Source organism: Caulobacter sp. (assembly GCF_965279145.1).
Classification (GTDB): domain Bacteria; phylum Pseudomonadota; class Alphaproteobacteria; order Caulobacterales; family Caulobacteraceae; genus Caulobacter.
The window spans coordinates 267,503-288,840 of sequence record NZ_OZ257139.1 but is presented as its reverse complement, the minus strand read 5'-3'; the positions used below and the strand labels follow the sequence as shown (position 1 = coordinate 288,840).

Here is a 21,338-nt window from a genome sequence, read left to right as displayed (position 1 = left end):
GTCGCGTGTCCGAGGAGGAAGAGCGCCTAGTAGACCATCCGGAAGCCGACGAAGAACTGGCGGCCCGGGGCGGAATAGCTGGTGACGACAGGGTCGTCGGCATAGCCGAAGCGGTTGCTGGTCTCTTCGGTCAGGTTCAGGGCTTCAACGCTGAACGACATGTTCTTGTTGAACTTGTAGCTGAACGAGGCGTCGATATTGGTGGTGGCCTCGCTGCCCAGGAAGTCGTTGACCAGCGGCGAGTCGCAATAGCCGGGGTTACAGGTGCCCGACGCGATCGGATACTGGGTGTAATACTTGGCGCGATAGGCGGTCGACACGCGGGCCGTCCACTTGTCGGCGTCATAGTAGAGCGTGAAGTTGAACGAGTCCGGCGAGGCGCCCGTGAACGGACCCGGCGCCACGACTTGGGCGCGGCCCACGGTGGTGACGACGCCGGCGGCGTTCTTCACCTCGAGCGCGCCCGGATCGATGATGTATTTCAGCTCGGATTCCAGGTGGGTGTAGTTGGCCTGGATGCCGAACTTGTCGAGGAAGCCCGGCAGGAACGTCAGGTTCTGCTGATAGCCGATCTCGAAGCCGCGGATATAGCCGCCCGGCGCGTCGCGATACTGGCGGATGTCGAACGACTGGGTGTTGATGTAGTTGGTGATGGCGGCGATCTGGGCCGGCGTGCCCGTGGTCGTCGAGCCCGTGATCAGGTCCTGGATGGCGGTGGCCGACAGGATGCTGTCCAGGGTGCCCGAGTTGACGACGGTCTGCGGGAAGCTGCGGACGTCCTTGTCGAACACGGCCAGCGAGATCAGCGAGCCTTGGCCGAAGTACCACTCCAGGCTCAGGTCGAGGTTGATCGCTCGGAAGGGCTCAAGCTTGGGATTGCCGACCGTGATCGAGCCGCCGGTGGTCACGCCCGCCGAGTTGGGCGCGCTGAACGAGGTGATGCTGGGCGCCAGGTTGCCGAGCAGCGGACGGGCCATGACCTTGGCCGCGCCGAAGCGCAGCAGCATGTTGTCGGCCACCTCGTACGACATGTTCAGCGACGGCAGGATGTCGGTGTACTTGTTGTCGCCGTAGATCGGACGCGAGGTGTTGGTCAGGCCGTTGGAGTCGACCTCGGTGATGGCGTAGCGCGTGCCGAAGTTGCCGCGCAGCTGACGGTCGAACAGATCGGTGTTGAAGTCGAACTGCACGAACGCGCCGGTGTCGACCTCGTCGACGCCGAAGGTGTTGGCCGGGTTCGACAGGGCCGAGGTGCGCCAGTCGCCCCACTTGTTGATGCAGTTGCAGTTGAAGTCGAACAGGGACGTGAACTTGTCCAGGTCCGGCGCCAGGAAGCTGGTGGTGGTGCCGGCCGGCACGTCCAGGCCGCGGCCCCAGTTGATCAGGCGGCTGGTGGCGGCCACCGAGCTGCCGGCTTCCTTCAGCGACGGGATCAGGGTTTCGCCCGACGAACCGCCGGCGCGGCCTTCGCGGGTCGTGTAGAACGAGTACTTGCGGCGCGAGAAGCCGAACTTGACCGTCAGGTTGTCGTCGGCGTCGTAGCTGAAGTCGACCCGGCCGCCTTCATAGCGGTTGTCGGCCGTGGTGCGGTACACGCGCAGCGACGAGTAGCCCTTGATCAGGTCCCAGTTGGCCGGGTTGGCCGCGTCGAAGCCGAAATTGACCAGCGGCATCGCGCCGCCGCCACGCTCGTCATAGGTGAAGTAGTCGTTGCCGGTCGTGCCGTTGCCGCTGTCCAGCTTCAGGTAGTCGGCCAGCAGGCCTGTGCCCTTGTTGTACGAGCGCGACTGGCCCCAGATCGCCGTCATCTTCAGGCGGTCGGTGAACTCGTGCTCGAGGTTCAGCGAGCCCTGCTGGAAGAAGGTCGTGTAGTACTGCTGGTCGGCGGCCGAGCGCATGTCGACATTGCCCAGCTTCAGATAGCTGGCGTTGGCGCCGGACTCGCTGAGGGCGGCGTCGATCAGCTTGACCGAGGGGCGGCCGATGAACTTGTCGCGCATCGCCAGGCCGTCGGCGCTGGCCACGTAGCCCACCGACAGCGGGTTGTTGTAATACTCGTACGGATCAAGGTTGTTGGGGTTGAAGCTGTAGGTATAGCCCGCGACCGGGGTCGTGCCGTTCAGCGACTGGCCGCAGTCGACCGCCTGGACGATGGCGCTGCCGGCGTTGAAGTTACAGCCGTTGTAGAGGGCGCGCTTGGTGGCGGCCGCCGTCGCCGCCGTGGCGGTGTTGTAGTTGGCGGTGGTGTTGTTGCGGTTCAGGCCGACGGCGCTGATCTGGTAGTTGATCGAGTTGTTGTAGAAGCGCGAATAGACGCCGTCGAAGGTGATCTTGGTGCGGTCGGTCGGCTTCCACTGCAGCGAACCGGTGATGCCCAGGCGCTCCTGCTCCAGCTCCTGCTGGTTGACGGTCGGCAGGGCGGGGATGCGGACCAGCGAACCCGGCGCGGTCGTCGTCGTGATGCCGTTGGCGCGGGTCAGCGTCGAGCCGATCGGATTGTTGACCAGCGCGTAGGCGGTCGGGTTCGATCCCGTGAGGGCCGAGCACAGCGCGGCGTTGGTGATGTTGACGCCCGGAACCACCGAGCCGTTGCACGACGTGCCGGTCGGGGCGGCGAAGCCCTGGCGCTGCAGGATGCTCGTGCCGTTGGTGGTCAGGGTGGTGCCGGCGAAGGTGGCGCCGCGATAGGCGTAGTCCGACTGGCCGGCCTGGCGGCCATAGCTGTCGATGGTGCTGTTGCGCTCGTTATAGGCCACCGAGAACAGGGCGCCGAATTGGCCCCACTTGGTGTCCCAGCGGTCGGAATACAGGGCCGCGACGCGCGGGTTGTTGTGCTTGCCGGCGGCGTAATAGGCGTCCTGGACGGACAGGGCCATGCGGCGGCCCTTGTAGTCCAGCGGGCGGCCGGTGATCAGGTCGACGGTCGCGCCCAGCGAGCCTTCGTCGGTCTCGGCCGAGGCGGTCTTCTGGACGCGCAGCGAGCTGAACAGCTCCGAGGCGAACACGCTGAAGTCGAAGCCGCGGGTGCGGTTGCCGCTGGTGCCGCTGTCGTTGGCGCCGGCGGTGGACAGGGCTTCCAGGCCGTTCAGGCGAACGCGGGTGAAGTCCGGGCCCAGGCCGCGCACGGTGATGGTGCGGCCTTCGCCGTTGTCGCGGTCGATCGAAACGCCTGGCAGGCGCTGCAGGGACTCGGCGAGGTTGGCGTCCGGGAAGTCGGCGATGTCTTCGGCGTTGATGGCGTCGACCATCACGTTCGAGCTGCGCTTCAGGTTGAGGGCGCTCTGCAGAGCGGCGCGGTAGCCGGTGACGACCACGGCCTCGACGGTCTCGGGCTCGGAAGCGGGCGCGGCGGCCGGGGCGGCGGCGTTCTGGGCCAAGGCTGAGCCGGCCATCATCAGCGTCGAGGCGGCGACCAGCGCGCCCAACGAAGCCTGGCCAAGGAGCGCGCGCACGCGCGAGGTCTTGATGGTGTCCTGCATGGTTCCCTCCCGAAAGGTCACGAAAGGTCCGGCTCTTTTTTGGCCGGCCGGACCCCAGATTTGACTGTTATCGCTAACGGTTACCGGTGTCATTTGCAACAGAAACCGGTGTCATTTGATACTATCGGCGTTTGCGCGCAATCAAGGTCGGGCGGAATGGAGGCGGTCGGCCACACTTATCGGGCGAGCGTAGCCATGGCGCCACAGGGTGTGCGGGCGCATGCTTTTAACGTCTTGTCGCGGCGCCCGGACGGGCGTCGGGCCGCGGATCAGGCGATCCAGGCGTCCAGATCGGCCAGGGCCCGCAGGCTCATCAGGCGCTTCTTGGCGCGGCCGCGTTCCTTCAGCGGGATCTTGACGCCGTCCTCACCGGTCTTGGGGGCCTCCATCGGCGGCAGCAGGCCATAGTTGATGTTCATCGGCTGGAACGAGGTCTTGCCCGGCTCGACGTCGGCCGCGATGTGGCCGCCGGTGACGTGGTCGACCAAAGCGCCAAGAGCCGTTGTGGGCGGCGGCGCGTCCAGCGTTCGGCCCAGGCGCTCGGCGGCGGCGAAGCGACCGGCCAGCAGGCCCGTGGCCGCGCTTTCGACATAGCCCTCGACGCCGGTCATCTGTCCGGCGAAGCGCAGGCGCGGGGCGACCTTCATCCGCAGGCTGCGGTCCAGCAGGCGCGGGCTGTTGATGAAGGTGTTGCGGTGCAGACCGCCCAGCCGGGCGAACTGGGCGTTCTCCAGGCCCGGGATCATCCGGAACACCTCGGCCTGGGCGCCGTGCTTCAGCTTGGTCTGGAAGCCGACCATGTTCCACAGCGTGCCCAGGGCGTTGTCCTGGCGCAGCTGGACGATGGCGTAGGACTTGACCAGCGGGTCACGCGGATTGGTCAGGCCCACCGGCTTCATCGGGCCATGGCGCAGGGTTTCGCGGCCGCGCTCGGCCATCACCTCGATCGGCAGGCAGCCGTCGAAATAGGGGACATGCTCCCACTCCTTGAATTCGGCCTTGGGGCCTTCGATCAGGGCGTCGACGAAGGCCTCGTACTGGGCCTTGTCCATGGGCAGGTTGATATAGGCCGCCGCGTCGCCGCCGGGGCCTTCCTTGTCGTAGCGCGACTGGCGCCAGGCGACGTCCATGTTGATCGATTCAAGATGGATGATCGGGGCGATGGCGTCGAAGAAGCTCAGCTGGCCCTCGCCCGAAAGCTCCAGGATCGCCTGGGCCAGGGCCGGCGAGGTGAGGGGGCCGGTGGCGACCACCACATTGTCCCAGTCCTCGGGCGGCAGGCCGGCGATTTCCTCGCGCACGATGCTCACCAGAGGATGAGCCTCCAGGCGGCGGGTGACCTCGGCCGAGAAGCCGTCGCGGTCGACGGCCAGGGCGCCGCCGGCGGGCACCTGATGCTGGTCGGCGGCCGACAGGATCAGCGAGTCCAGCTTGCGCATCTCGGCGTGCAGCAGGCCCACGGCGTTGAACTGCCAGTCGTCCGAGCGGAACGAGTTGGAGCAGACCATCTCGGCCAGGCCGTCGGTATGGTGGGCCTCGGTGCGCACGGGGCCCGAGGGTTCGTCGCGCCGCATCTCGTGCAGGATCACGGGCACGCCGGCGCTGGCGATCTGCCAGGCGGCTTCCGAACCGGCGAGGCCACCGCCGATGACGTGGATGGGGGCGAGCGAGGAGGTCTTGGTGTTCATGGCCGCCCTCATACCTCCGGCTGTCGCTCGGCGAAACCTGCGTGTAGACTCACGCGAAATCGGGCGCGTTTCGCGTCTGGCGAGCGTGGGGGAACCGCATGGCCAGGATTTCCGTGGGAGGCTCGGCGACGGCGGGCCTGAGCCTGATCGTGCGCGAGCCCATGACCATCGTCATCTGGGGCCTGGCCCTGCTGGTGCTGGCCCTGGTTCCGGCCATGGGCATGATGGCCGCCATGGGGCCGGAACTGCTGCGGATGATCCAGACGATCCAGGCCAGCAAGGGCGGCGGCCCCGATTCCGTGGCGATGCAGCAGATGATGCGGCTGCAGTCGGGAATGATGCTGTTCAACCTGGGCAGCTGGATCTGGGGCACGCTGGTCAAGGCGGTGATCTGCGCGGCGGTGTTTCGCGCGATCCTCGAGCCGAAGGCGTCGGGCCTGGCCCATCTACGGCTGGGCGCCCAGGAGCTGTGGCTGGCCCTGCTGTTCCTGGTCGAGAGCGTGCTGGCCTATATCGTCGCCATCATCACCACGATGATGGTGGTCCTGCCCGCCGTCATCGTCGGCGTAGCCGGGGGGCACGGGGGGCAGGGCGCGGCCAGCGGCGTGCTCACGGCGGTGGGGCTGGGCTTCGTGGCGGCGGCGGTGCTGATCTGGATCGCCCTGCGGCTGTCGATGGCCGCCCCCATGACCTTCGCCGACCGTCAGTTCCGGCTGTTCGAGTCGTGGAGCCTGACACGCGGCTCGGCGGCGCGGCTGCTGGGCGTGGGCGTTCTGACCGTGGTGATCGTGCTGGTTCTGGAACTGGTGATCTGCGGCCTGGTGCTATGCGCCCTGTTCGCCGCCGGTGGTCCGCCGGCCTGGATCCATGACGGCAAGGCCGTTGAAGCCTTCATCGCCCAGCCGCCCGCGGAGCTCTTCCGTCGCGTCTGGCCGTGGCTGGCGGCGGGCGGCGCGGTCTGGACCCTGATCGCCTCGGGCCTGTTCACGATCTTCTGCGCGCCCTGGGCGGCGGCCTATCGCGACCTGACCCGGCCAGCCTGACTCGCCGGGCCTGACCGGCCCCTGAAGCGGCGGCGCAACGCCTGTCCTAAATTCGCCGGCGGCCTCGCGCGTGCGTCGCAAGGCGGGACGGTGCGTCGTAAGGTCAGGCGCGGCGCGACTCGCGCGCCCATGGATCAGAAGGGACCAGGCGATGACGGATGGATCGGTCGCGATCGGAGCGACCGTTCGCGCGGGCCTGTCCGGCCTGCTCCCATCGCTTCGCGCCTGCTGGGCGGCGCTGGCGGTCGCGGTGCTGATCAGCGCGATCAGCCGGCTTCTGCCCCCGGCCGCCGGGGGGCTGACCCTGCTGGTCGAGATCGCCGCCGCCGTGCTCGCCTCCGGCGCGCTCTATCGCCGCGCCTTCGGACGTCAAAGCGGCTTGGCCGGCCTGCGCTGGGGCATGGACGAGTGGCGTCTGCTGGGCGCGCAACTGCTGATCGCGGCCCTGATGCTGGTGGTCCTGGCGGTGCTGGCCACCGTCGTGGGCGCCATCGCCCTGGGTGTCGCCCGGGCCAGCGCGCCGGGCTTTGACGCCACATCGGCCCAGGCCTGGCGCGACGCCTTCGCCCGGTCGGGCCTGGGCGGGATCGTCGCCGGCGCCGCGCCGCTGTTCAGTCTTTGCCTGCTGGTCTGGCTCTGTCTGCGCCTGTCCCTCTCCGCGCCGGCCTCGGTGGATCAGGCCCGGGTGAGGGTGCTCAGCGCCTTTCCCCTGACGCGCGGCGTCACCCCGCAACTGCTGGGCGCGGGCCTTGTTCTGGCCCTTCCGGTGGTCGCGCTGGCGGGGGTCTCCAGCCTGATCGGCCGCTGGGCGGGGCCGGGCCTGGACGCCCCGCTGGCCCTGCTGGGCGCCATTCTGCTCTATCTCTATCTGGCCCCGGTCTGGACCGGCGCGCTGGTTCACGTCTACAGACATCGCTGGACGCCGGACGGGACACCTGGATGACCTCGCTTTCGCCTTTTGACGCGGCCCTCGAGGGCCCTCGGATCATGCGCCGGCGCCCGCTTGTGGTGCTGGCCTGGGCGACGTTCTCCCTGGTCATGCTGCCGTTGCTGGGCCTGCTGGCCAAGATGGTGCTGGGGGAACAGCAGCGCCTGGCCCTGGCGCAGCGTCAGTCGTCGGCCGACCCGCGCGAGATCCTCGACATGGTCTCGCAGCTGGGGGGGGTGATGGTGCTGCTGATCATGCTGGCCCTGGTGCTGGGGGCGATCCTGTCGGCGGCGATCATGCGGGCGGTGCTGCAGCCCCAGCAGAGCCGCTGGGCCTATCTGCGCGTCGGTCGCGAGGATCTTCGGCTGCTGGTCGTGTCCCTGATCGCCTGGGCGGCGGCCCTGATGGTCACGGTGATCCCGGGCGGCGTCGTGGCCCTGGGCGCGTCCCTGCTGGGCGGCACGCCGGTGGCGGGGTGGTTCACCTTCCTGGGCGGCCTGACCGTGATCGGACTGTCCACCTGGGTGGCCGTGCGCCTGTGCCTGCTGGCCCCGCACGCCTTCCAGGTCGGCCATATCGACCCCCGCGCCGCCTGGCTGCTGACCCATGGCCAGTTCTGGCGGCTGCTGATCATGCTGGTGATGGTGATCGTGATGTGCGTGATCGTCTCCATCGTGGGCACCACGGTGTCGACCATTGTCGGTGCGGTGATCGCCGGCGGACTGGAAGACCCCATCGCCGGCGGTCCAGCCGCCAGCCACCCGCGCCTGATCCTGGCCCTGCTGGCCAACCTGCTGCTGGCCCCGATCTTCCTGACGCTGCAGGCGGTGATCGTCACGGCGGCGCCGGCGGCGGCGTTCCGGCAGTTGGCGAAGACGGAAGCTGAAGCCTCCTAGAGATCTGGACTAGATTTGAAGTCCTATAATCTTGTCATCCCGGAAGCCTCGCAGAGGCTGTCCGGGACCCAGGGGCCAACGCATTGCGTTGGCCCCTGGGTCCCGGCGCTCCGCTTCGCTGCGGCCGGGATGACAAGCTATTTGAGCTTAAACTTGAGTAGACCTAAGCCGCCGCGCTGGGCCGCGACCCTACCCGCTCGCGCCAGGCCGTCAGGTGCGGCGTGTCCTCCGGAACCTCCAGGCCGGTGAACCCCGCGAAGTCGATCGTGGTCTGGGCCACGATGTCGGCGATCGAGTAGGTCTCGCCGGCGATGAAGGCGCGTCCGTCGGCCAGTTCGCGGTCCAGCCACTTCATCGCGCGCGCCACGGTCTCGCGGTTGGATTCGCCGAACTCGACGTTCTGCTTCAGCAGCGACGCGGTCAGCGGGTGAGCGTGGCGCCAGAACATGCCGACCGGGATCAGCAGCTGGAACTCCACCCGCCGCAGCCACATGTCGATCTGGGCCTGCTCCAGCGGCGTGGTCCCGAACAGCGGCGGCTCGGGATGCAGGGCTTCCAGATAGCGGCAGATCGACACGCTCTCGCTGATCATCGTGCCGTCGTCGAGCTCCAGGGTCGGCACCTGGCCCAGGCTGTTGCGGGCCTTGTGCTCGGGCGACTTGTGGCCGCCCTGGCGCATGCCGATCCGGATCTCCGGCAGGTCGACGCCCTTCTCGGCCAGGAAGATGCGGACCCGGCGCGGATTGGGCGCGGGGTTGGCTTCACCATAGAGCTTCATGTCGACCTCCCGGGTGGCGACGCTGACGGCCGCCTTTCAAACGGATGTTAGAGGTCGGGCGGCGACGCGGGCAAGTGTCATTCGCCGCGATGTCGATTTCCAGTTGAGCGCCCTGTTGAAGCGCCGCAAACCGCGTTAGGCGTATAGAATTATCCGTCTCGCCATCGAGGGCCGCATGTCCAAGTTCTCCGCCTCCGACGCCGCTTTCGTCGGCTTCCGGCTCGTGCGGGAGCATCCCAGGACGGTGGCGGTCTGGGCGGCCTTGATGACCGTGCTGTCGCTGGCCATCAGCACCCTGACGATCAAGCTGGCCGGTCCGCAGCTGGCCGAGTTCATGGCCATGAGCGCCGAGAACAACGCCTCGCCCCAGGAGATGATGGCGATGCTGGGTCGTCTGGCGCCGCTGATGGCCGTGTCCCTGGTCTACAGCCTGGCGCTCTATTCGGTGATGCTGGCGGCGGTGAACCGGATCGTGCTGCGCCCGGACGAGGGTCGTTCGGCCTATCTGCGGCTGGGTCGCGACGAACTGCGGCAGGCCGGGGTGCTGATCCTGTCGAACCTGCTGCTGCTGGGCGTCTATTTCGTGGCCGTGCTGATCTATGCCGTGCTTCTGGGCATCGGCATCGCCGCGGGCGGCGGCGCCATCGGCGGGATCATCGGTCTGGTGGGCTTCGTGGCCGTGGCGTGCCTGATGATCTACACCGCCGTGCGGCTGTCCTTCGCTTCGGCCATCACCTTCGCCACCGGCAAGGTCTCGGTCTTCGAGTCCTGGGCCGTGACCAAGGGTCATGTCGGCGCGCTGCTGGGCGCCTATCTGCTGGCGGTGGTGATGGGGGTCATCGTCTATCTGCTGATCATGACCATCGTCGCGGCGGTCGGCGCCATCGTGGCCGGCGGCATCGGAGGCCTTGGCGGCCTGTTCGAGCCGGACATGAGCTCACTGGAGGCCTTCTTCACCCCGGTCGGCATCGTGCGGGCGGTGTTCGCCGGCCTGATCTCGGTGCTGACGACGCTGATCATCTTCTCGCCGGCCCCGACGATCTATCAGATCCTGAAGTCGGGTGGGGCGGAGCCGGTGGACGCCAGCGTCTGATCCTAAAGCCCTTCCCCCTTGATGGGGGAAGGGTTGGGATGGGGGTGATGCTGCGGTTCAACCTCCCTCAACCCAAATGGCTTTCAGGTCGGAGCTGAACGCTGCGCGTTCACCCCCATCCCCGGCCCTTCCCCCATCAAGGGGGAAGGGAGTTTCATCAGGCGCTTTTCTTGCTCTTCTTCAGCTCGGCCACCCGCGCCTTGCGGCGCGTCTCGTGGCGATCCAGCACTTCTTTCAGGTACTTCCCGGTCCACGAGGCCTCGACCTTGGCCACGTCCTGGGGCGAGCCCACGGCGACGATCTCGCCGCCGCCGTCGCCGCCTTCGGGGCCGAAGTCCAGCAGCCAGTCGGCGGTCTTCACCACATCCAGATTGTGCTCGATGACGACCACGGTGTTGCCCTGGTCGACCAGCTCATGCAGCACTTCCAGCAGCTTCTTGGTGTCCTCGAAGTGCAGGCCGGTTGTCGGCTCATCGAGGATGTAGAGCGTGCGGCCGGTGGCGCGCTTGGAAAGCTCCTTGGACAGCTTCACGCGCTGGGCCTCGCCGCCCGACAGGGTCGTGGCCTGCTGGCCGACCTTGATATAGGTCAGGCCCACGCGTTTCAGCGTTTCCATCTTGTCGCGGATCGGCGGCACGGCCTTGAAGAAGTCGGCGGCCTCTTCCACCGTCATGTCCAGGACGTCGGCGATGGTCTTGCCCTTGAACAGGATGTCCAGGGTCTCGCGGTTGTAGCGCTTGCCTTTGCAGACGTCGCAGGTGACGTACACGTCGGGCAGGAAGTGCATCTCGATCTTGATCAGGCCGTCGCCTTGGCAGGCCTCGCAGCGGCCGCCCTTGACGTTGAAGCTGAAGCGGCCGGGGCCATAGCCCCGCGCCTTGCTTTCCGGCAGCTGGGCGAACCAGTCGCGGATCGGGCCGAAGGCGCCGGTATAGGTGGCCGGGTTCGAGCGCGGGGTGCGGCCGATCGGGCTCTGGTCGATGTCGATGACCTTGTCGAAGTTCTCCAGACCCTCGATGCGCTCATGGTGGGCTGGGGCGTCCGACGCGTTGTTCAGGCGACGCGCGGCGGCCTTGTAGAGGGTCTCGATCGTGAAGGTCGACTTGCCGCCGCCGGAGACGCCGGTGATGCAGGTGAAGGTGCCGACCGGGATTTCGCCGGTGACGTTCTTCAGGTTGTTGCCGGTGGCGCCGATGACCTTCAGCATCTTCTTCTTGTTGATCGGGCGGCGGTCTTCGGGAACCTCGATCTCGCGCGCGCCGGTCAGGTACTGGCCGGTGATGCTGTTGGGATTGGCCATGATGTCGGCCGGCTTGCCCTCGGCGATGATCTGGCCGCCGTGCACGCCCGCCGCCGGGCCCATGTCGATGACATAGTCGGCGGTGAGGATGGCTTCCTCGTCGTGCTCGACCACCAGCACCGAATTGCCCAGGTCCCGCAGGCCCTGGAGACTGGTCAGCAGGCGGGTGTTGTCGCGCTGGTGCAGGCCGATCGACGGCTCGTCCAGCACGTACAGCACGCCGGTCAGGCCCGAGCCGATCTGGCTGGCCAGGCGGATGCGCTGGCTCTCACCGCCCGACAGGGTGCCCGAGCCGCGCGAGAGGTTGAGATAGTCCAGCCCGACATCGACCAGGAACCGCAGGCGGTCGTTAATCTCCTTCAGGATCCGCCGGGCGATCTCCATCTGCTTGTCGGAGAGGCTGGTCTCCAGCGCCGTGAACCAGTCGCGGGCCGGGCGGATGGCCAGCATCGAGACGGCCGAGATGTCCATGCCGGCGATCTTCACCGCCAGGGCCTCGGGCTTCAGGCGCTTGCCGTGGCAGACCTCGCACGGGGTGTCGGACTGGTATCGGCCCAGCTCCTCGCGAACCCAGCTGCTGTCAGTCTCGCGCCAGCGGCGCTCGAGGTTGGGCATCACGCCCTCGAAGGGCTTGGCGACCTCGTATTTGCGGGCGTTGTCATCATAGACGAACTTGATCTTCTCTCCCTTCGAGCCTTGCAGCACGATGTCGCGGGCGCTGGCCGGCAGCTTGTGCCAGGGCTCGTCCATCGAGAAGCCGTAGTGGCGGGCCAGGGCCTGCAGGGTCTGGGTGTAGAGTGGCGACTGGCCCTTGGCCCACGGGGCGATGGCGCCCTTGTGCAGGCTCTTGTCCTTGTCGGGCACGATCATGTCGGCGTCGAAGGCGAGCTTGGCGCCCAGGCCGTCACAGGCCGGGCAGGCGCCCGCCGGATTGTTGAACGAGAACAGGCGCGGCTCGATCTCGGCGATCGTGAAGCCGCTGACCGGGCAGGCGAAGCGTTCCGAGAACAGCAGCCGCTTGGGCTCCTTCTCGCCCTCGTCGATCGTCGCCCACTCGGCCACGGCCAGGCCATCGGCCAGGCGCAGGGCCTGCTCGATGGAGTCAGCCAGGCGCTGCTCCATGTCGGGCTTGGTGACGATGCGGTCCACGACCACGTCGATGTCGTGCTTGAACTTCTTGTCGAGGGCCGGGGCGTCCTCGATCGGATAGTATTCGCCGTCGATCTTCAGCCGCTGGAAGCCGGCCTTCTGCCACTCGGCGATCTCCTTCTTGTACTCGCCCTTGCGGTCGCGAACGACCGGGGCCAGCAGGTAGAGACGCGTGCCCTCGGGCAGGACGGTGATCTTGTCGACCATCTGGCTGACGGTCTGGCTCTCGATCGGCAGGCCGGTGGCGGGCGAATAGGGCACGCCGACCCGCGCCCACAGCAGGCGCATGTAGTCGTGGATCTCGGTGACCGTGCCGACGGTCGAGCGCGGGTTGCGGCTGGTGGTCTTCTGCTCGATCGAGATGGCCGGCGACAGGCCCTCGATCAGGTCCACGTCCGGCTTGCTCATCAGCTCCAGGAACTGGCGGGCATAGGCCGACAGGCTCTCGACATAGCGCCGCTGGCCCTCGGCATAGATGGTGTCGAACGCCAGCGAGCTCTTGCCCGAGCCGGACAGGCCGGTCAGCACGACGAGTTCGCCGCGCGGGATGTCGACGCTGACATTCTTCAGATTGTGCTCCCGCGCGCCACGCACGCGGATGAAGTTCAGTTGTTCAGCCATGTTTTCCGGAACGCATGGGGCCGCAGGGAGGGTGCAGCGCAGCGGCTATATGTAGGGCTCGAACCGGGAATTAACACAAGAACAAGATGCGAACAAATGTCGCGGTGTGGTGATGCGGCATCCTGCTGACAGTTGGTGTCAGCAGGGGGCGCAGTCGCGCGCCTGATCTTCCAAAAAGAAAAGGCCCCGGCTTGCGCCGGGGCCTGAAGTTGAGGGGAGGAGGGGTGGAGGGGGTTAGAACGAGGCGTTCAGCGTCACGAAGTACTGGCGCGGCGCGATCGGGAAGGTGTTGTAGGTGCCCGAAGCCGCGCCCACGACCAGGGTCGAGACGCCCTTTTCGTCGTTCAGGTTGGTGACGTTGAGGCTGATCTTGGCGGCCTTGATCCCATGCACCGGCTCCTCGATCGGGAAGCGGTAGGAGGCCTGCAGGCCCAGCTGGAAGTAGCTGTCGACCTTCAGGTCGTTGGTATAGGTGGCGAAGCGCTCGCCGACGAAGTCGCCGACCAGCTGGCCTTCGAAATTGCCGTAATTGACCGCCGCGACGAACTTGTTGAGCCAGGCCGGGCTGGCCGGAACGTTCTTGCCGGCCGTCTTGACCACGGTGTTGTTGGCGCCGGTGGTGTAGTTGTCCTGGTATTGCGAGCGATTGTACGACAGGGCGTCATAGACCGAGAAATGGTCGCCGAAGTGCACGGTGGCGGCCACGTCGACGCCGTCGGTCTTGACGCTGCCGACATTGGCCAGGATGGCCGCGCCGGCCACCAGTGACGAGATCACCGGGGTCGAGCTGATCTGCAGCAGGCGGTCGGAGAAGTCGACGTGGTACAGGCTGACCTGGCCTTCGATGGCGCTGATCGGGCCGTTGAAGGCGCGACGGGTGCGCAGGCCCGCTTCATACGTCAGGGCGGTTTCCGGATTGACGTTCTTCTTGAACAGATCGAACGCGGCCTGGCTGCCCAGGCTCCAGGGCGACAGGCCGCCGGCGCCGTAGGTCACGAACTGGCGCAGGTTCTTCTGCACGTTGAAGAAGACCTGCTCGTTCTCGGTGACGTCCCAGACGCCGCCGACCTGGGGCAGGAACCATTCCTTGGTCGTGATCTTGCCGGTCGGCAGCAGGGTGGGGTTGAGGTTGGTGGCCAGGTTCTTCTGCTGGATCGGCACCGTGCCTTCGGCGAACTGCAGGCTGGACTTGAAGCCATAGCTCAGGCGCAGGTTCGGGCGGATCTTCCACTCGTCCTGCACGTGGAACTGCACGACGTCGTTGTTGATGTTGCTGGCGTACTGGCTGAAGTTCTTGTTGGTCGGGATGCTGTAGGGGTTCAGGTCGGTCGAGTTGGCCGAGAAGGGATACCAGGCGCGCTGGGTGCCCGAGTTGTTGTGCTCGTACCAGGCGCCGAAGCCGATCTGGTGGTCGCCCAGGGTCCAGTCGACATTGCTGACCAGGCCGCCGCGATTGATCATGTATTCGGTGGTGCGCACGGCGTAGCCGCTGCCGCCGAACACGGTCTTCAGGTCCTGGCCCGGATAGTAGATGGCGAACAGGGCGGGCAGGCCGGCCTGGTTGATCGGGCCGGCGACCACGCCGCGGCCTTCGTCATGGTGGAAATAGACCTGGTTGGACCAGGTGACATTGGCGTTCAGCTTGGCGTCGTACTTCACATAGGCCAGCGCATCCATCCGCTGGGCGGCGCTGTGATAGTTGCGGAAGTTGCTGCCCGCCGAGGCAGGCGGCGCGCCGGCGTTCGACAGGTACGAGATCGCCGCGTCATAGTCAGGGTACAGGAACGGGCGCGTGTAGATGGTGCTGGTCTCGCCGGCCAGGTGGACGATCGAGTCCTCGTTGGGCTCCATCTTGTCGGAATAGTCGGCGAAGATCGTCAGCTTGCCGGCGTCCTGGTCGCGCACATACTTGATGTTGAACTGGTCGCCGCCCTGGTGGGCGCGGAAGTCCCAGGCGCGCGCGTCCTGGTGGACGTAGGAGATGTAGGCGCTGTTGCCGTCGCCGAACTCGCCGGTGTCCAGGCGCAGGAAGGTGCGGGTGGCCGAATAGCTGCCCAGGGTCTGCTGCAGGTTCCAGCCGTGTTCCTTGCGCGGATCGCTGGTGAAGGTCTCGATCGCGCCGCCCAGGTTGCTGGTCGAGGCGGTGCCCAGGTCGCCGGTGCCGGCCGAGAACACGACCTTGCTGACGTTCTCGCTGATCACGGCGCGCTGCGGCGACAGGCCGTTGTAGTTGCCGTACTGCTGGTCGCCCAGCGGCACGCCGTCCAGGGTGTAGCCCAGCTGCTGGGTCGAGAAGCCGTGGACGTTGAGCGTGATGTTCTGCTCGTTGTTCCCCCACGGATCGGCCGTTTGATAGTTGACGCCCGGCAGGGTCTGCAGGGCCTTCAGCGGGTTCACGCCGGGCAGCAGCTTCTGCATCTCGTCGCCGCCCAGGGCGACGGCCGAGCGAGTGGTCTTGGTCAGGCTGACGACGACGGAGTCCACGGCGTTTGCGTCTTCGGGTGTCGCGTCGGCGGCGGCCGTGGCGATCGGCGCTTCCGAGGCGGGCGCGGCCAGCGCGCGGCCGTTCAGGGCCAGCAGGGCGGTGGTGGCCAGAAGGCCCAGGCGAAGCGTGCGAATGGTCATGATTATCCCCCGCGCGGCTCGGGGAGCGGCCGCGTTGAGGTGGGGGCTTAGCCGCGTCGTCCGGCGGTTTTGCTACGGTCGCGCTACGGTTCCGTGACGGTTTACGGCCAGGGACGTTTTGCGCGCGTTCGGCATGGCTTAACCCTTCTTGGAAGCGCGATCTTCAGCAGACGCATGGTTCAAGCTCTGCTGATACAACCGCCAGGCTCGGCGGTGACGGAGATCGCGATGAGCAAGAAGGCCGCGGGCAACGAGAAGCTGGACGCCAAGCAGGAGGCCTTCGACGCCCTGAAGCAACCCAAGCCGCGCTCGGTGATCATCGACTTCATGGTCTTTGTCGGCGGCGTCGGCTCGCTGATCTACGTGTTCAACACCATCGCGCCGAACTAGGCGCGGCCACGCTTGCCCGAGACCCACGGTCAGCGTAAATCGCAGACCCGACACCCTTGATGGAGGCTCCCATGATCAGCGCGACGGAAGACCGGTTCGTCCTTCCCGTTACCCTGACCGTGAGCCCCAATGCCTGCCTTCATCACGCTGGAATCCGTCGCCGCCGCCACGCCTGACGGCCGTCGCCTCTTCGAAAACCTGACCCTGTCGATCGGGGCCGAGCGCATCGGCCTGGTCGGCCGCAACGGCGTGGGCAAGTCCAGCCTGCTGGCCATCATGGCCGGCCAGCGGTCGCCCGCCGCCGGGACCGTGGCGCGCGCCGGATCGGTGGCGGTGCTGGACCAGACGCCCGACCTCGCCACCGACGACCGCCTTGTCGCCCTGCTGGGCGTCGCCACCGCATGGGATCGGCTGAGCCGCATCCAGGCCGGGCAGGGGGACGAAGCCGATCTCTCGGACGCGGACTGGGACCTGCCCGGGCGTCTGGCCCAGGCCCTGGCCGATGTCGGCCTGGGCGACCTGGACCCCGAACGGCCCGCTCGCTCGCTGTCCGGCGGCCAGGCCACGCGCGCCGCCCTGGCGCGGCTGCTGATCGCCGCGCCCGACGTGCTGCTGCTGGACGAGCCGACCAACAATCTGGACGCCGACGCCCGCGATCTCGTGGGCCGGGTCCTGTCGCGCTGGAAGGGCGGGGCGGTGGTGGTCAGTCACGACCGGTCGCTGCTGCGCGGCATGGATCGCATCGTCGAGCTGTCGTCGCTGGGCGCGCGCTCCTATGGCGGCGGCTATGATCTCTATGTCGACCGCAAGGCCGAGGAGGCCGCCGCCGCCGAACGCGATCTGGATCACGCCGAGCGCGAGACCCGGCGCGTGGCGCGAGAGGCGCAGGTGGCGCGCGAACGCAAGGACCGCCGCGACGCGGCCGGGCGAAAGTTCGCCGCCAGGCGCTCGGAGCCGAAGATCCTGCTGGGGGCCATGGCCGAGCGGGCGGAACTCAGCGGCGCGCGCGAGGGCAAGCTGGCCCAGCGCCTGGCCGCCGACGCCGCCGAAGCCAGGGCGTCGGCCGAGGCGCGGGTGGAGCGACCGAAGACCCTGGCCTTCGACCTGCCGCCCTCGCACCTGCCGGCCGGCCGGACCGTGCTGGACTTCGACGGCGTGACCTTCGCCTGGCCGGACGGGACGCCCGTGCTGGCGGACCTGTCGTTCCAGATCATCGGTCCCGAGCGGGTGGCGGCGGTCGGCCCCAACGGCGCGGGCAAGACCACCCTGATCCGGCTGGCGGTCGGTGATCTGGCGCCCACCGGCGGCGAGATCCGGCGCGGTGTCGCGGCGGCCCTGCTGGACCAGCGGGCGGCGTTGCTGGAGGACGATCAGACCATTCTGGAGAACTTCCGCCGGCTGAACCCGGCCGCCTCGGTCAATGACGCCCATGCGGCGCTGGCGCGGTTCCTGTTCCGCAACGCCGCCGCCCATCAGGTGGCCGGGACGCTGAGCGGCGGAGAGCGCCTGCGCGCGGCCTTGGCCTGCGTGCTGTGCGCCGCCGTCCCGCCGCAACTGCTGATCCTGGACGAACCGACCAACCACCTGGACCTGGCCTCGATCGAGGCGGTCGAGGCGGCCCTGGCGGGCTATGACGGCGCGCTGCTGGTGGTCAGCCACGACAGTGACTTCCTGGACGCCATCGGCGTGGAGCGGCGGATCGATCTCTCCGCGTCCAGATTTTGACCGGCACGGGCTCAGGAGAATTGCAGGCGAGGCCGGTTGTTTTGCTGCGGTGCGGCGCCACATCAGGCTCACGCGCCGCCGAGCGGCGCCTTTCCATTGAGGACGGCTTCCATGCCCACGCTTTTCGATCCCCTGCGCCTTGGCGACCTGCACCTGCCCAATCGCGTGATCATGGCGCCGCTGACGCGCCTGCGCGCCGGCCCCACCCAGATCCCCAACGCGATGATGGCCGAGTACTATCGTCAACGCGCCAGCGCCGGCCTGATCATCAGCGAGGGCGTGCCCGTTTCGCCCCAGGGCGTCGGCTATGCCGGCGTGCCGGGCATCTGGTCGCAGGAGCAGGTCGAGGGCTGGAAGCAGGTCACCCGCGCCGTCCACGCCGAGGGCGGCCGCATCTTCATGCAGATCTGGCATGTGGGCCGGATCTCCGACCCGTCGCTGCTGCACGGCGAGACGCCGGTCGGCCCCAGCGCCATCGCGGCCAAGGGCCATGTCAGCCTGCTGCGCCCCGAGCGCCCCTATTCCACACCCCGTCCGTTGACCACCGAAGAGGTCAAGGGCGTGGTCGAGGACTTCCGCCGCGGCGCTGAAAACGCCAAGGCCGCCGGCTTCGACGGCGTGGAGCTGCACGGCGCCAATGGCTATCTGCTGGACCAGTTCCTGCAGGACGGCACCAACCAGCGCACCGACGAATACGGCGGCCCGATCGAGAACCGCGCCCGCCTGCTGCTGGAAGCGACCGACGCGGCGATCTCGGTGTTCGGTCCGGGCCGCGTGGGCGTCCACCTGGCCCCGCGCGCCGACTCCCACGACATGGGCGACAGCGATCTCGCGGCCACCTTCGGCTATGTCGCCGCCGAGCTGGGCAAGCGCGGCGTCGCCTTCATCTGCGCCCGTGAATACGAGGGTGATGACAGCCTGGGCGTGGCGCTGAAGACGGCTTTCGGCGGCGTCTATATCGCCAACGAGAAGTTCACCGGCGAGACGGCGAAGGCCGCCGTCGAGAGCGGGCGGTATGACGCCATCGCCTTCGGCAAGGCCTTCATCGCCAACCCCGACCTGGTCAAGCGCCTGCGGATCGGCGCCGAGCTGAACGCCTGGAACGCCTCGACCTTCTATGGCCCGGACGAGAAGGGTTACACCGACTATCCGGCCCTGGACGAGGCGACCCAGGCGGCCGAGGCCGTCTAGGTTTCGACCCTGTCGATCCGCGCCACGAAGCATCCATGGGCGGCGTTGTGGGCGTGCAGATAGGCAGAGCCCGGCGCCGCCAGCTGTCGCTCGATCGCGATTTCGAGGTGGTCGCCCGCGGCCACCTCGGCCCCGACCAGATGGCCTTCGTCGCTGAAGGCGCGCAGGGCGATCGGGCGACCGCGCATCGCCGACGGGATGGTGTCGCGGGCGCTCCAGGTTTCGACGGCCGCCTCGCTGACATAGATGGCGTAGGACGAGCGATAGGGGCTGTCGGCCGGCTGATGCTCATGGTTCAGCAGCAGCACGGTCTCGCCCAACTCGGCGTCGCGTAGGCCGATGCGGCAGGGAAAGCCGGGCTTGGCGGTGGCGACGCGCCGGATGATCCCGCGCGCGGCGAGGGCTTCGGTGTCGAGGGTGAACAGAGGACGGAAGTCTTCGACCGGCAGGCCGGAAATCGTGAAGGACATGGGGCGTCTCCAGAGGGCTGAACCAATGGCGCCTTCATGCCCGGGCCCCGTGCCCGCCTTCCACCCGATGCTTGCGGTCAGGCCTTCTTGTTCAGCGTGATCGCCGTGCCGCTGGACACCGGATTGTTCATCCGCGCGCCGGCGCCGTAGCCGGAGGCGGGCGCGCGCTGGTTGGCGATCTCCTCGGCCACGGCCTTGACCAAGCCCTCGGTGACCGTGCGGGCGGCGTTGAGCGCGCGGGCCTGACGGGCCAGCACGGCGTCGAAGGCCTCGGTGGCGCGGATCAGGCGCTCGCGCAGGGCGGAGTCGGCGCTGGAGACCAGGGCGATGTTGGCGCGCACCCGCGCCGATTCATGCCGATAGAGATTGGCCAGCTTGGCCGTCTCCTCGACATACTGGGCCGCGTCCTGCGGACGACGGGCTTCGAAGGCCGTGGCCTCCTTGGCGATCAGGTCGGTGAGGCGCTCGGTCAGGATGACCAACTGGTCGACGCGGTCGTTGGGATCGGTGGCGGCGAGGGCCATGACTATTTCAACCCTTGAAGCTTGAGCATTTCGCGTTGGACGGTGTTGGCGAGGCCGACGCCGCCGGCCTTGGTGACTTCCTTGGCCATGGACTCGGTCAGCAGCGACTTGAACATTTCCTCGCCCTGGCCGCCGCCGAACGGTTCGGAGGTCTTCACCCCTTCGAACATCGTTTGCATCATCACCGACAGGAACGAGGCCTCGAACTTCTGGGCCGTCTCCTTGATCTGGCCGCGCTTGGCCAGTTCCTTGGTCGAGGCCGCCGTGACGGCCTTGGAGAGCGCGTCGATCGGGGCGGCTATGGAGGACAGGGCGCTCATCACATCACCTCGATGTCGGCTTGCAGGGCGCCGGCGGCCTTCACCGCCTGCAGGATCGAGATCATGTCGCGCGGGGTCACGCCCAGGGCGTTGAGACCGCCGACCAGGCTCTTCAGCGAAGCGCCGGCGTTGAGGGTGATCAGCTGCTTGCCCTTCTCCTCGTCGACCTTGACCGACGACTGCGGGACGACGGCGGTCTGGCCCTGGCTGAAGGGGGCGGGCTGGCTGACGGCCGGGGTCTCCTGCACCGAGATGGTCAGGTTGCCCTGGGCGATGGCCACCTGGCTGATGCGAACGTCGTCGCCCATGACGATGACGCCGGCCACCTCGTCGATGATCACCTTGGCCGGGCCGTCGGGCTCGACCTCTAGGTTTTCGATCGACGTGACGAAGCTGATCATGTCCGTGCCCTGCGGCGGGCGGATGGCGACGATGGTGGGGTTCTGGGCCTGGGCGCAGCGCGGGAACTTGGCGTTGATCACGTCGGCGATCCGGCGCGAGGTGGTGAAGTCGGGGTTGCGCAGGGTCATGCGCAGCTCGCCCATGTTCACCATCTGGAAGCCGGTCTCCTTTTCGATGATGCCGCCGGCGGCGATGCGACCGGCGGTCGGAACGCCCTTGGTGACCGAGCTGCCCGAGGCGCCGCCGGCCGAGATGGCGCCTGTCTGCACGCTGCCCTGGGCCACGGCATAGGTCTGGCCGTCCGCGCCCTGCAGGCTGGTGACCAGCAGGGTGCCGCCCAGCAGGCTCTTGGCGTCGCCCAGGGTCGAGACCGTGACGTCCAGCTTGGCGCCGGCGGCCGAGAACGGCGGCAGGTTGGCCGTGACCATCACGGCGGCGGTGTTCTTGGTGTTGAGGTTGCCGTCGCGGACGTTGACGCCCTGACGTTCCAGCATGGCCTCCAGGCTCTGCTTGGTCATCGGCGCGTTACGCAGGCTGTCGCCCGAACCGTTCAGGCCCACGACGATGCCGTAGCCGATCAGCTGGTTGTCGCGCACGCCCTCGAACGAGACGATGTCCTTGATCCGCGACTTGGCGAACGCGGGTCCGGCCACCAGGGCGCAGGCCGTGGCGATAAGGGCTAGAACGGTGCGCAGACGTAAACGCGACATGGCTAT

The 21,338-nt window shown here is 67.6% G+C and carries 17 protein-coding genes; 8 read left to right on the top strand and 9 right to left on the bottom strand.

The window, feature by feature from the left end:
- Positions 1–26: 26 nt before the first annotated feature.
- The gene (locus tag ACQY9P_RS01390) at positions 27–3,479 is read right to left on the bottom strand and encodes a TonB-dependent receptor (RefSeq protein WP_421737033.1); all 3,453 of its coding nucleotides are present in this window, start codon (positions 3,477–3,479) and stop codon (positions 27–29) included.
- Between the two features lie 269 nt (positions 3,480–3,748).
- Positions 3,749–5,167 carry a methylenetetrahydrofolate--tRNA-(uracil(54)-C(5))-methyltransferase (FADH(2)-oxidizing) TrmFO gene (gene trmFO, locus ACQY9P_RS01385; protein ID WP_421737034.1) on the bottom strand — a complete coding sequence of 473 codons (1,419 nt, stop codon included), beginning with the start codon at positions 5,165–5,167 and terminating at the stop codon, positions 3,749–3,751.
- A 98-nt stretch (positions 5,168–5,265) separates the two neighbouring features.
- Here trmFO and ACQY9P_RS01380 point away from each other — a divergent pair, with 98 nt between their 5' ends.
- The 3 genes from ACQY9P_RS01380 to ACQY9P_RS01370 all read left to right on the top strand — a co-directional run bounded on the left by ACQY9P_RS01380 (position 5,266) and on the right by ACQY9P_RS01370 (position 8,034).
- Complete coding sequence (locus tag ACQY9P_RS01380) at positions 5,266–6,210, top strand: hypothetical protein (RefSeq protein WP_421737035.1); 945 nt, start codon at positions 5,266–5,268, stop codon at positions 6,208–6,210.
- A gap of 151 nt (positions 6,211–6,361) precedes the next feature.
- Positions 6,362–7,153, top strand: a complete 792-nt coding sequence (locus ACQY9P_RS01375) for a hypothetical protein (RefSeq protein ID WP_421737036.1) — start codon at positions 6,362–6,364, stop codon at positions 7,151–7,153.
- Positions 7,150–8,034: a hypothetical protein gene (locus ACQY9P_RS01370; RefSeq protein WP_421737037.1), complete on the top strand. Its 885-nt coding sequence runs from the start codon at positions 7,150–7,152 to the stop codon at positions 8,032–8,034. The genes ACQY9P_RS01375 and ACQY9P_RS01370 overlap by 4 nt, the downstream gene beginning before the upstream one ends.
- Positions 8,035–8,197: 163 nt before the next feature.
- On the opposite strand, the gene ACQY9P_RS01365 is transcribed toward ACQY9P_RS01370, so the two are convergent.
- Positions 8,198–8,812, bottom strand: coding sequence for a glutathione S-transferase family protein (locus ACQY9P_RS01365; protein ID WP_421737038.1), 615 nt, complete (start codon positions 8,810–8,812; stop codon positions 8,198–8,200).
- Between the two features lie 175 nt (positions 8,813–8,987).
- Between ACQY9P_RS01365 and ACQY9P_RS01360 the strand changes: the two genes are divergently transcribed.
- On the top strand, positions 8,988–9,905 hold the full coding sequence (locus tag ACQY9P_RS01360; RefSeq protein ID WP_421737039.1) for a hypothetical protein: 918 nt from the start codon (positions 8,988–8,990) through the stop codon (positions 9,903–9,905).
- Positions 9,906–10,062: 157 nt separating this feature from the next.
- Here the strand turns inward: ACQY9P_RS01360 and uvrA are convergent, their stop codons facing one another.
- Positions 10,063–12,975 carry an excinuclease ABC subunit UvrA gene (uvrA, locus tag ACQY9P_RS01355; protein WP_421737040.1) on the bottom strand — a complete coding sequence of 971 codons (2,913 nt, stop codon included), beginning with the start codon at positions 12,973–12,975 and terminating at the stop codon, positions 10,063–10,065.
- 234 nt (positions 12,976–13,209) lie between these two features.
- On the bottom strand, positions 13,210–15,600 hold the full coding sequence (locus tag ACQY9P_RS01350) for a TonB-dependent receptor (protein ID WP_421737041.1): 2,391 nt from the start codon (positions 15,598–15,600) through the stop codon (positions 13,210–13,212).
- A gap of 228 nt (positions 15,601–15,828) precedes the next feature.
- Between ACQY9P_RS01350 and ACQY9P_RS01345 the strand changes: the two genes are divergently transcribed.
- From ACQY9P_RS01345 to ACQY9P_RS01330, 4 genes are all read left to right on the top strand, one after another.
- A complete protein-coding gene (locus ACQY9P_RS01345; RefSeq protein WP_421737042.1) occupies positions 15,829–15,990 on the top strand; it encodes a hypothetical protein in 162 nt (53 codons plus the stop codon).
- A gap of 59 nt (positions 15,991–16,049) precedes the next feature.
- Positions 16,050–16,166, top strand: a complete 117-nt coding sequence (locus tag ACQY9P_RS01340) for a hypothetical protein (protein ID WP_421737043.1) — start codon at positions 16,050–16,052, stop codon at positions 16,164–16,166.
- On the top strand, positions 16,120–17,715 hold the full coding sequence (locus ACQY9P_RS01335) for an ABC-F family ATP-binding cassette domain-containing protein (RefSeq protein ID WP_421737044.1): 1,596 nt from the start codon (positions 16,120–16,122) through the stop codon (positions 17,713–17,715). Before ACQY9P_RS01340 ends, ACQY9P_RS01335 begins: the two co-directional genes overlap by 47 nt.
- 111 nt (positions 17,716–17,826) lie before the next feature.
- Positions 17,827–18,906, top strand: coding sequence for an alkene reductase (locus ACQY9P_RS01330; RefSeq protein ID WP_421737045.1), 1,080 nt, complete (start codon positions 17,827–17,829; stop codon positions 18,904–18,906).
- Here the strand turns inward: ACQY9P_RS01330 and ACQY9P_RS01325 are convergent.
- From ACQY9P_RS01325 to ACQY9P_RS01310, 4 genes are all read right to left on the bottom strand, one after another.
- Positions 18,903–19,376, bottom strand: a complete 474-nt coding sequence (locus ACQY9P_RS01325) for a DUF1203 domain-containing protein (RefSeq protein WP_421737046.1) — start codon at positions 19,374–19,376, stop codon at positions 18,903–18,905. The genes ACQY9P_RS01330 and ACQY9P_RS01325 overlap by 4 nt on opposite strands.
- A gap of 77 nt (positions 19,377–19,453) precedes the next feature.
- Positions 19,454–19,900 (bottom strand): flagellar basal body protein, encoded by a 447-nt coding sequence (locus ACQY9P_RS01320; protein WP_421737047.1) that lies wholly within the window; start codon positions 19,898–19,900, stop codon positions 19,454–19,456.
- A 2-nt stretch (positions 19,901–19,902) separates the two neighbouring features.
- Positions 19,903–20,220, bottom strand: coding sequence for a rod-binding protein (locus ACQY9P_RS01315; RefSeq protein ID WP_421737048.1), 318 nt, complete (start codon positions 20,218–20,220; stop codon positions 19,903–19,905).
- On the bottom strand, positions 20,220–21,332 hold the full coding sequence (locus ACQY9P_RS01310) for a flagellar basal body P-ring protein FlgI (RefSeq protein ID WP_421737049.1): 1,113 nt from the start codon (positions 21,330–21,332) through the stop codon (positions 20,220–20,222). The genes ACQY9P_RS01315 and ACQY9P_RS01310 overlap by 1 nt, the downstream gene beginning before the upstream one ends.
- Positions 21,333–21,338: the final 6 nt, after the last annotated feature.

Coding starts and splice junctions, on each gene's coding strand:
- ACQY9P_RS01390 (WP_421737033.1), bottom strand. CDS start 3,479: ATGCAGGACACCATCAAGACCTCGCGCGTGCGCGCGCTCCTTGGCCAG.
- trmFO (WP_421737034.1), bottom strand. CDS start 5,167: ATGAACACCAAGACCTCCTCGCTCGCCCCCATCCACGTCATCGGCGGT.
- ACQY9P_RS01380 (WP_421737035.1), top strand. CDS start 5,266: ATGGCCAGGATTTCCGTGGGAGGCTCGGCGACGGCGGGCCTGAGCCTG.
- ACQY9P_RS01375 (WP_421737036.1), top strand. CDS start 6,362: ATGACGGATGGATCGGTCGCGATCGGAGCGACCGTTCGCGCGGGCCTG.
- ACQY9P_RS01370 (WP_421737037.1), top strand. CDS start 7,150: ATGACCTCGCTTTCGCCTTTTGACGCGGCCCTCGAGGGCCCTCGGATC.
- ACQY9P_RS01365 (WP_421737038.1), bottom strand. CDS start 8,812: ATGAAGCTCTATGGTGAAGCCAACCCCGCGCCCAATCCGCGCCGGGTC.
- ACQY9P_RS01360 (WP_421737039.1), top strand. CDS start 8,988: ATGTCCAAGTTCTCCGCCTCCGACGCCGCTTTCGTCGGCTTCCGGCTC.
- uvrA (WP_421737040.1), bottom strand. CDS start 12,975: ATGGCTGAACAACTGAACTTCATCCGCGTGCGTGGCGCGCGGGAGCAC.
- ACQY9P_RS01350 (WP_421737041.1), bottom strand. CDS start 15,600: ATGACCATTCGCACGCTTCGCCTGGGCCTTCTGGCCACCACCGCCCTG.
- ACQY9P_RS01345 (WP_421737042.1), top strand. CDS start 15,829: ATGAGCAAGAAGGCCGCGGGCAACGAGAAGCTGGACGCCAAGCAGGAG.
- ACQY9P_RS01340 (WP_421737043.1), top strand. CDS start 16,050: ATGGAGGCTCCCATGATCAGCGCGACGGAAGACCGGTTCGTCCTTCCC.
- ACQY9P_RS01335 (WP_421737044.1), top strand. CDS start 16,120: ATGCCTGCCTTCATCACGCTGGAATCCGTCGCCGCCGCCACGCCTGAC.
- ACQY9P_RS01330 (WP_421737045.1), top strand. CDS start 17,827: ATGCCCACGCTTTTCGATCCCCTGCGCCTTGGCGACCTGCACCTGCCC.
- ACQY9P_RS01325 (WP_421737046.1), bottom strand. CDS start 19,376: ATGTCCTTCACGATTTCCGGCCTGCCGGTCGAAGACTTCCGTCCTCTG.
- ACQY9P_RS01320 (WP_421737047.1), bottom strand. CDS start 19,900: ATGGCCCTCGCCGCCACCGATCCCAACGACCGCGTCGACCAGTTGGTC.
- ACQY9P_RS01315 (WP_421737048.1), bottom strand. CDS start 20,220: ATGAGCGCCCTGTCCTCCATAGCCGCCCCGATCGACGCGCTCTCCAAG.
- ACQY9P_RS01310 (WP_421737049.1), bottom strand. CDS start 21,332: ATGTCGCGTTTACGTCTGCGCACCGTTCTAGCCCTTATCGCCACGGCC.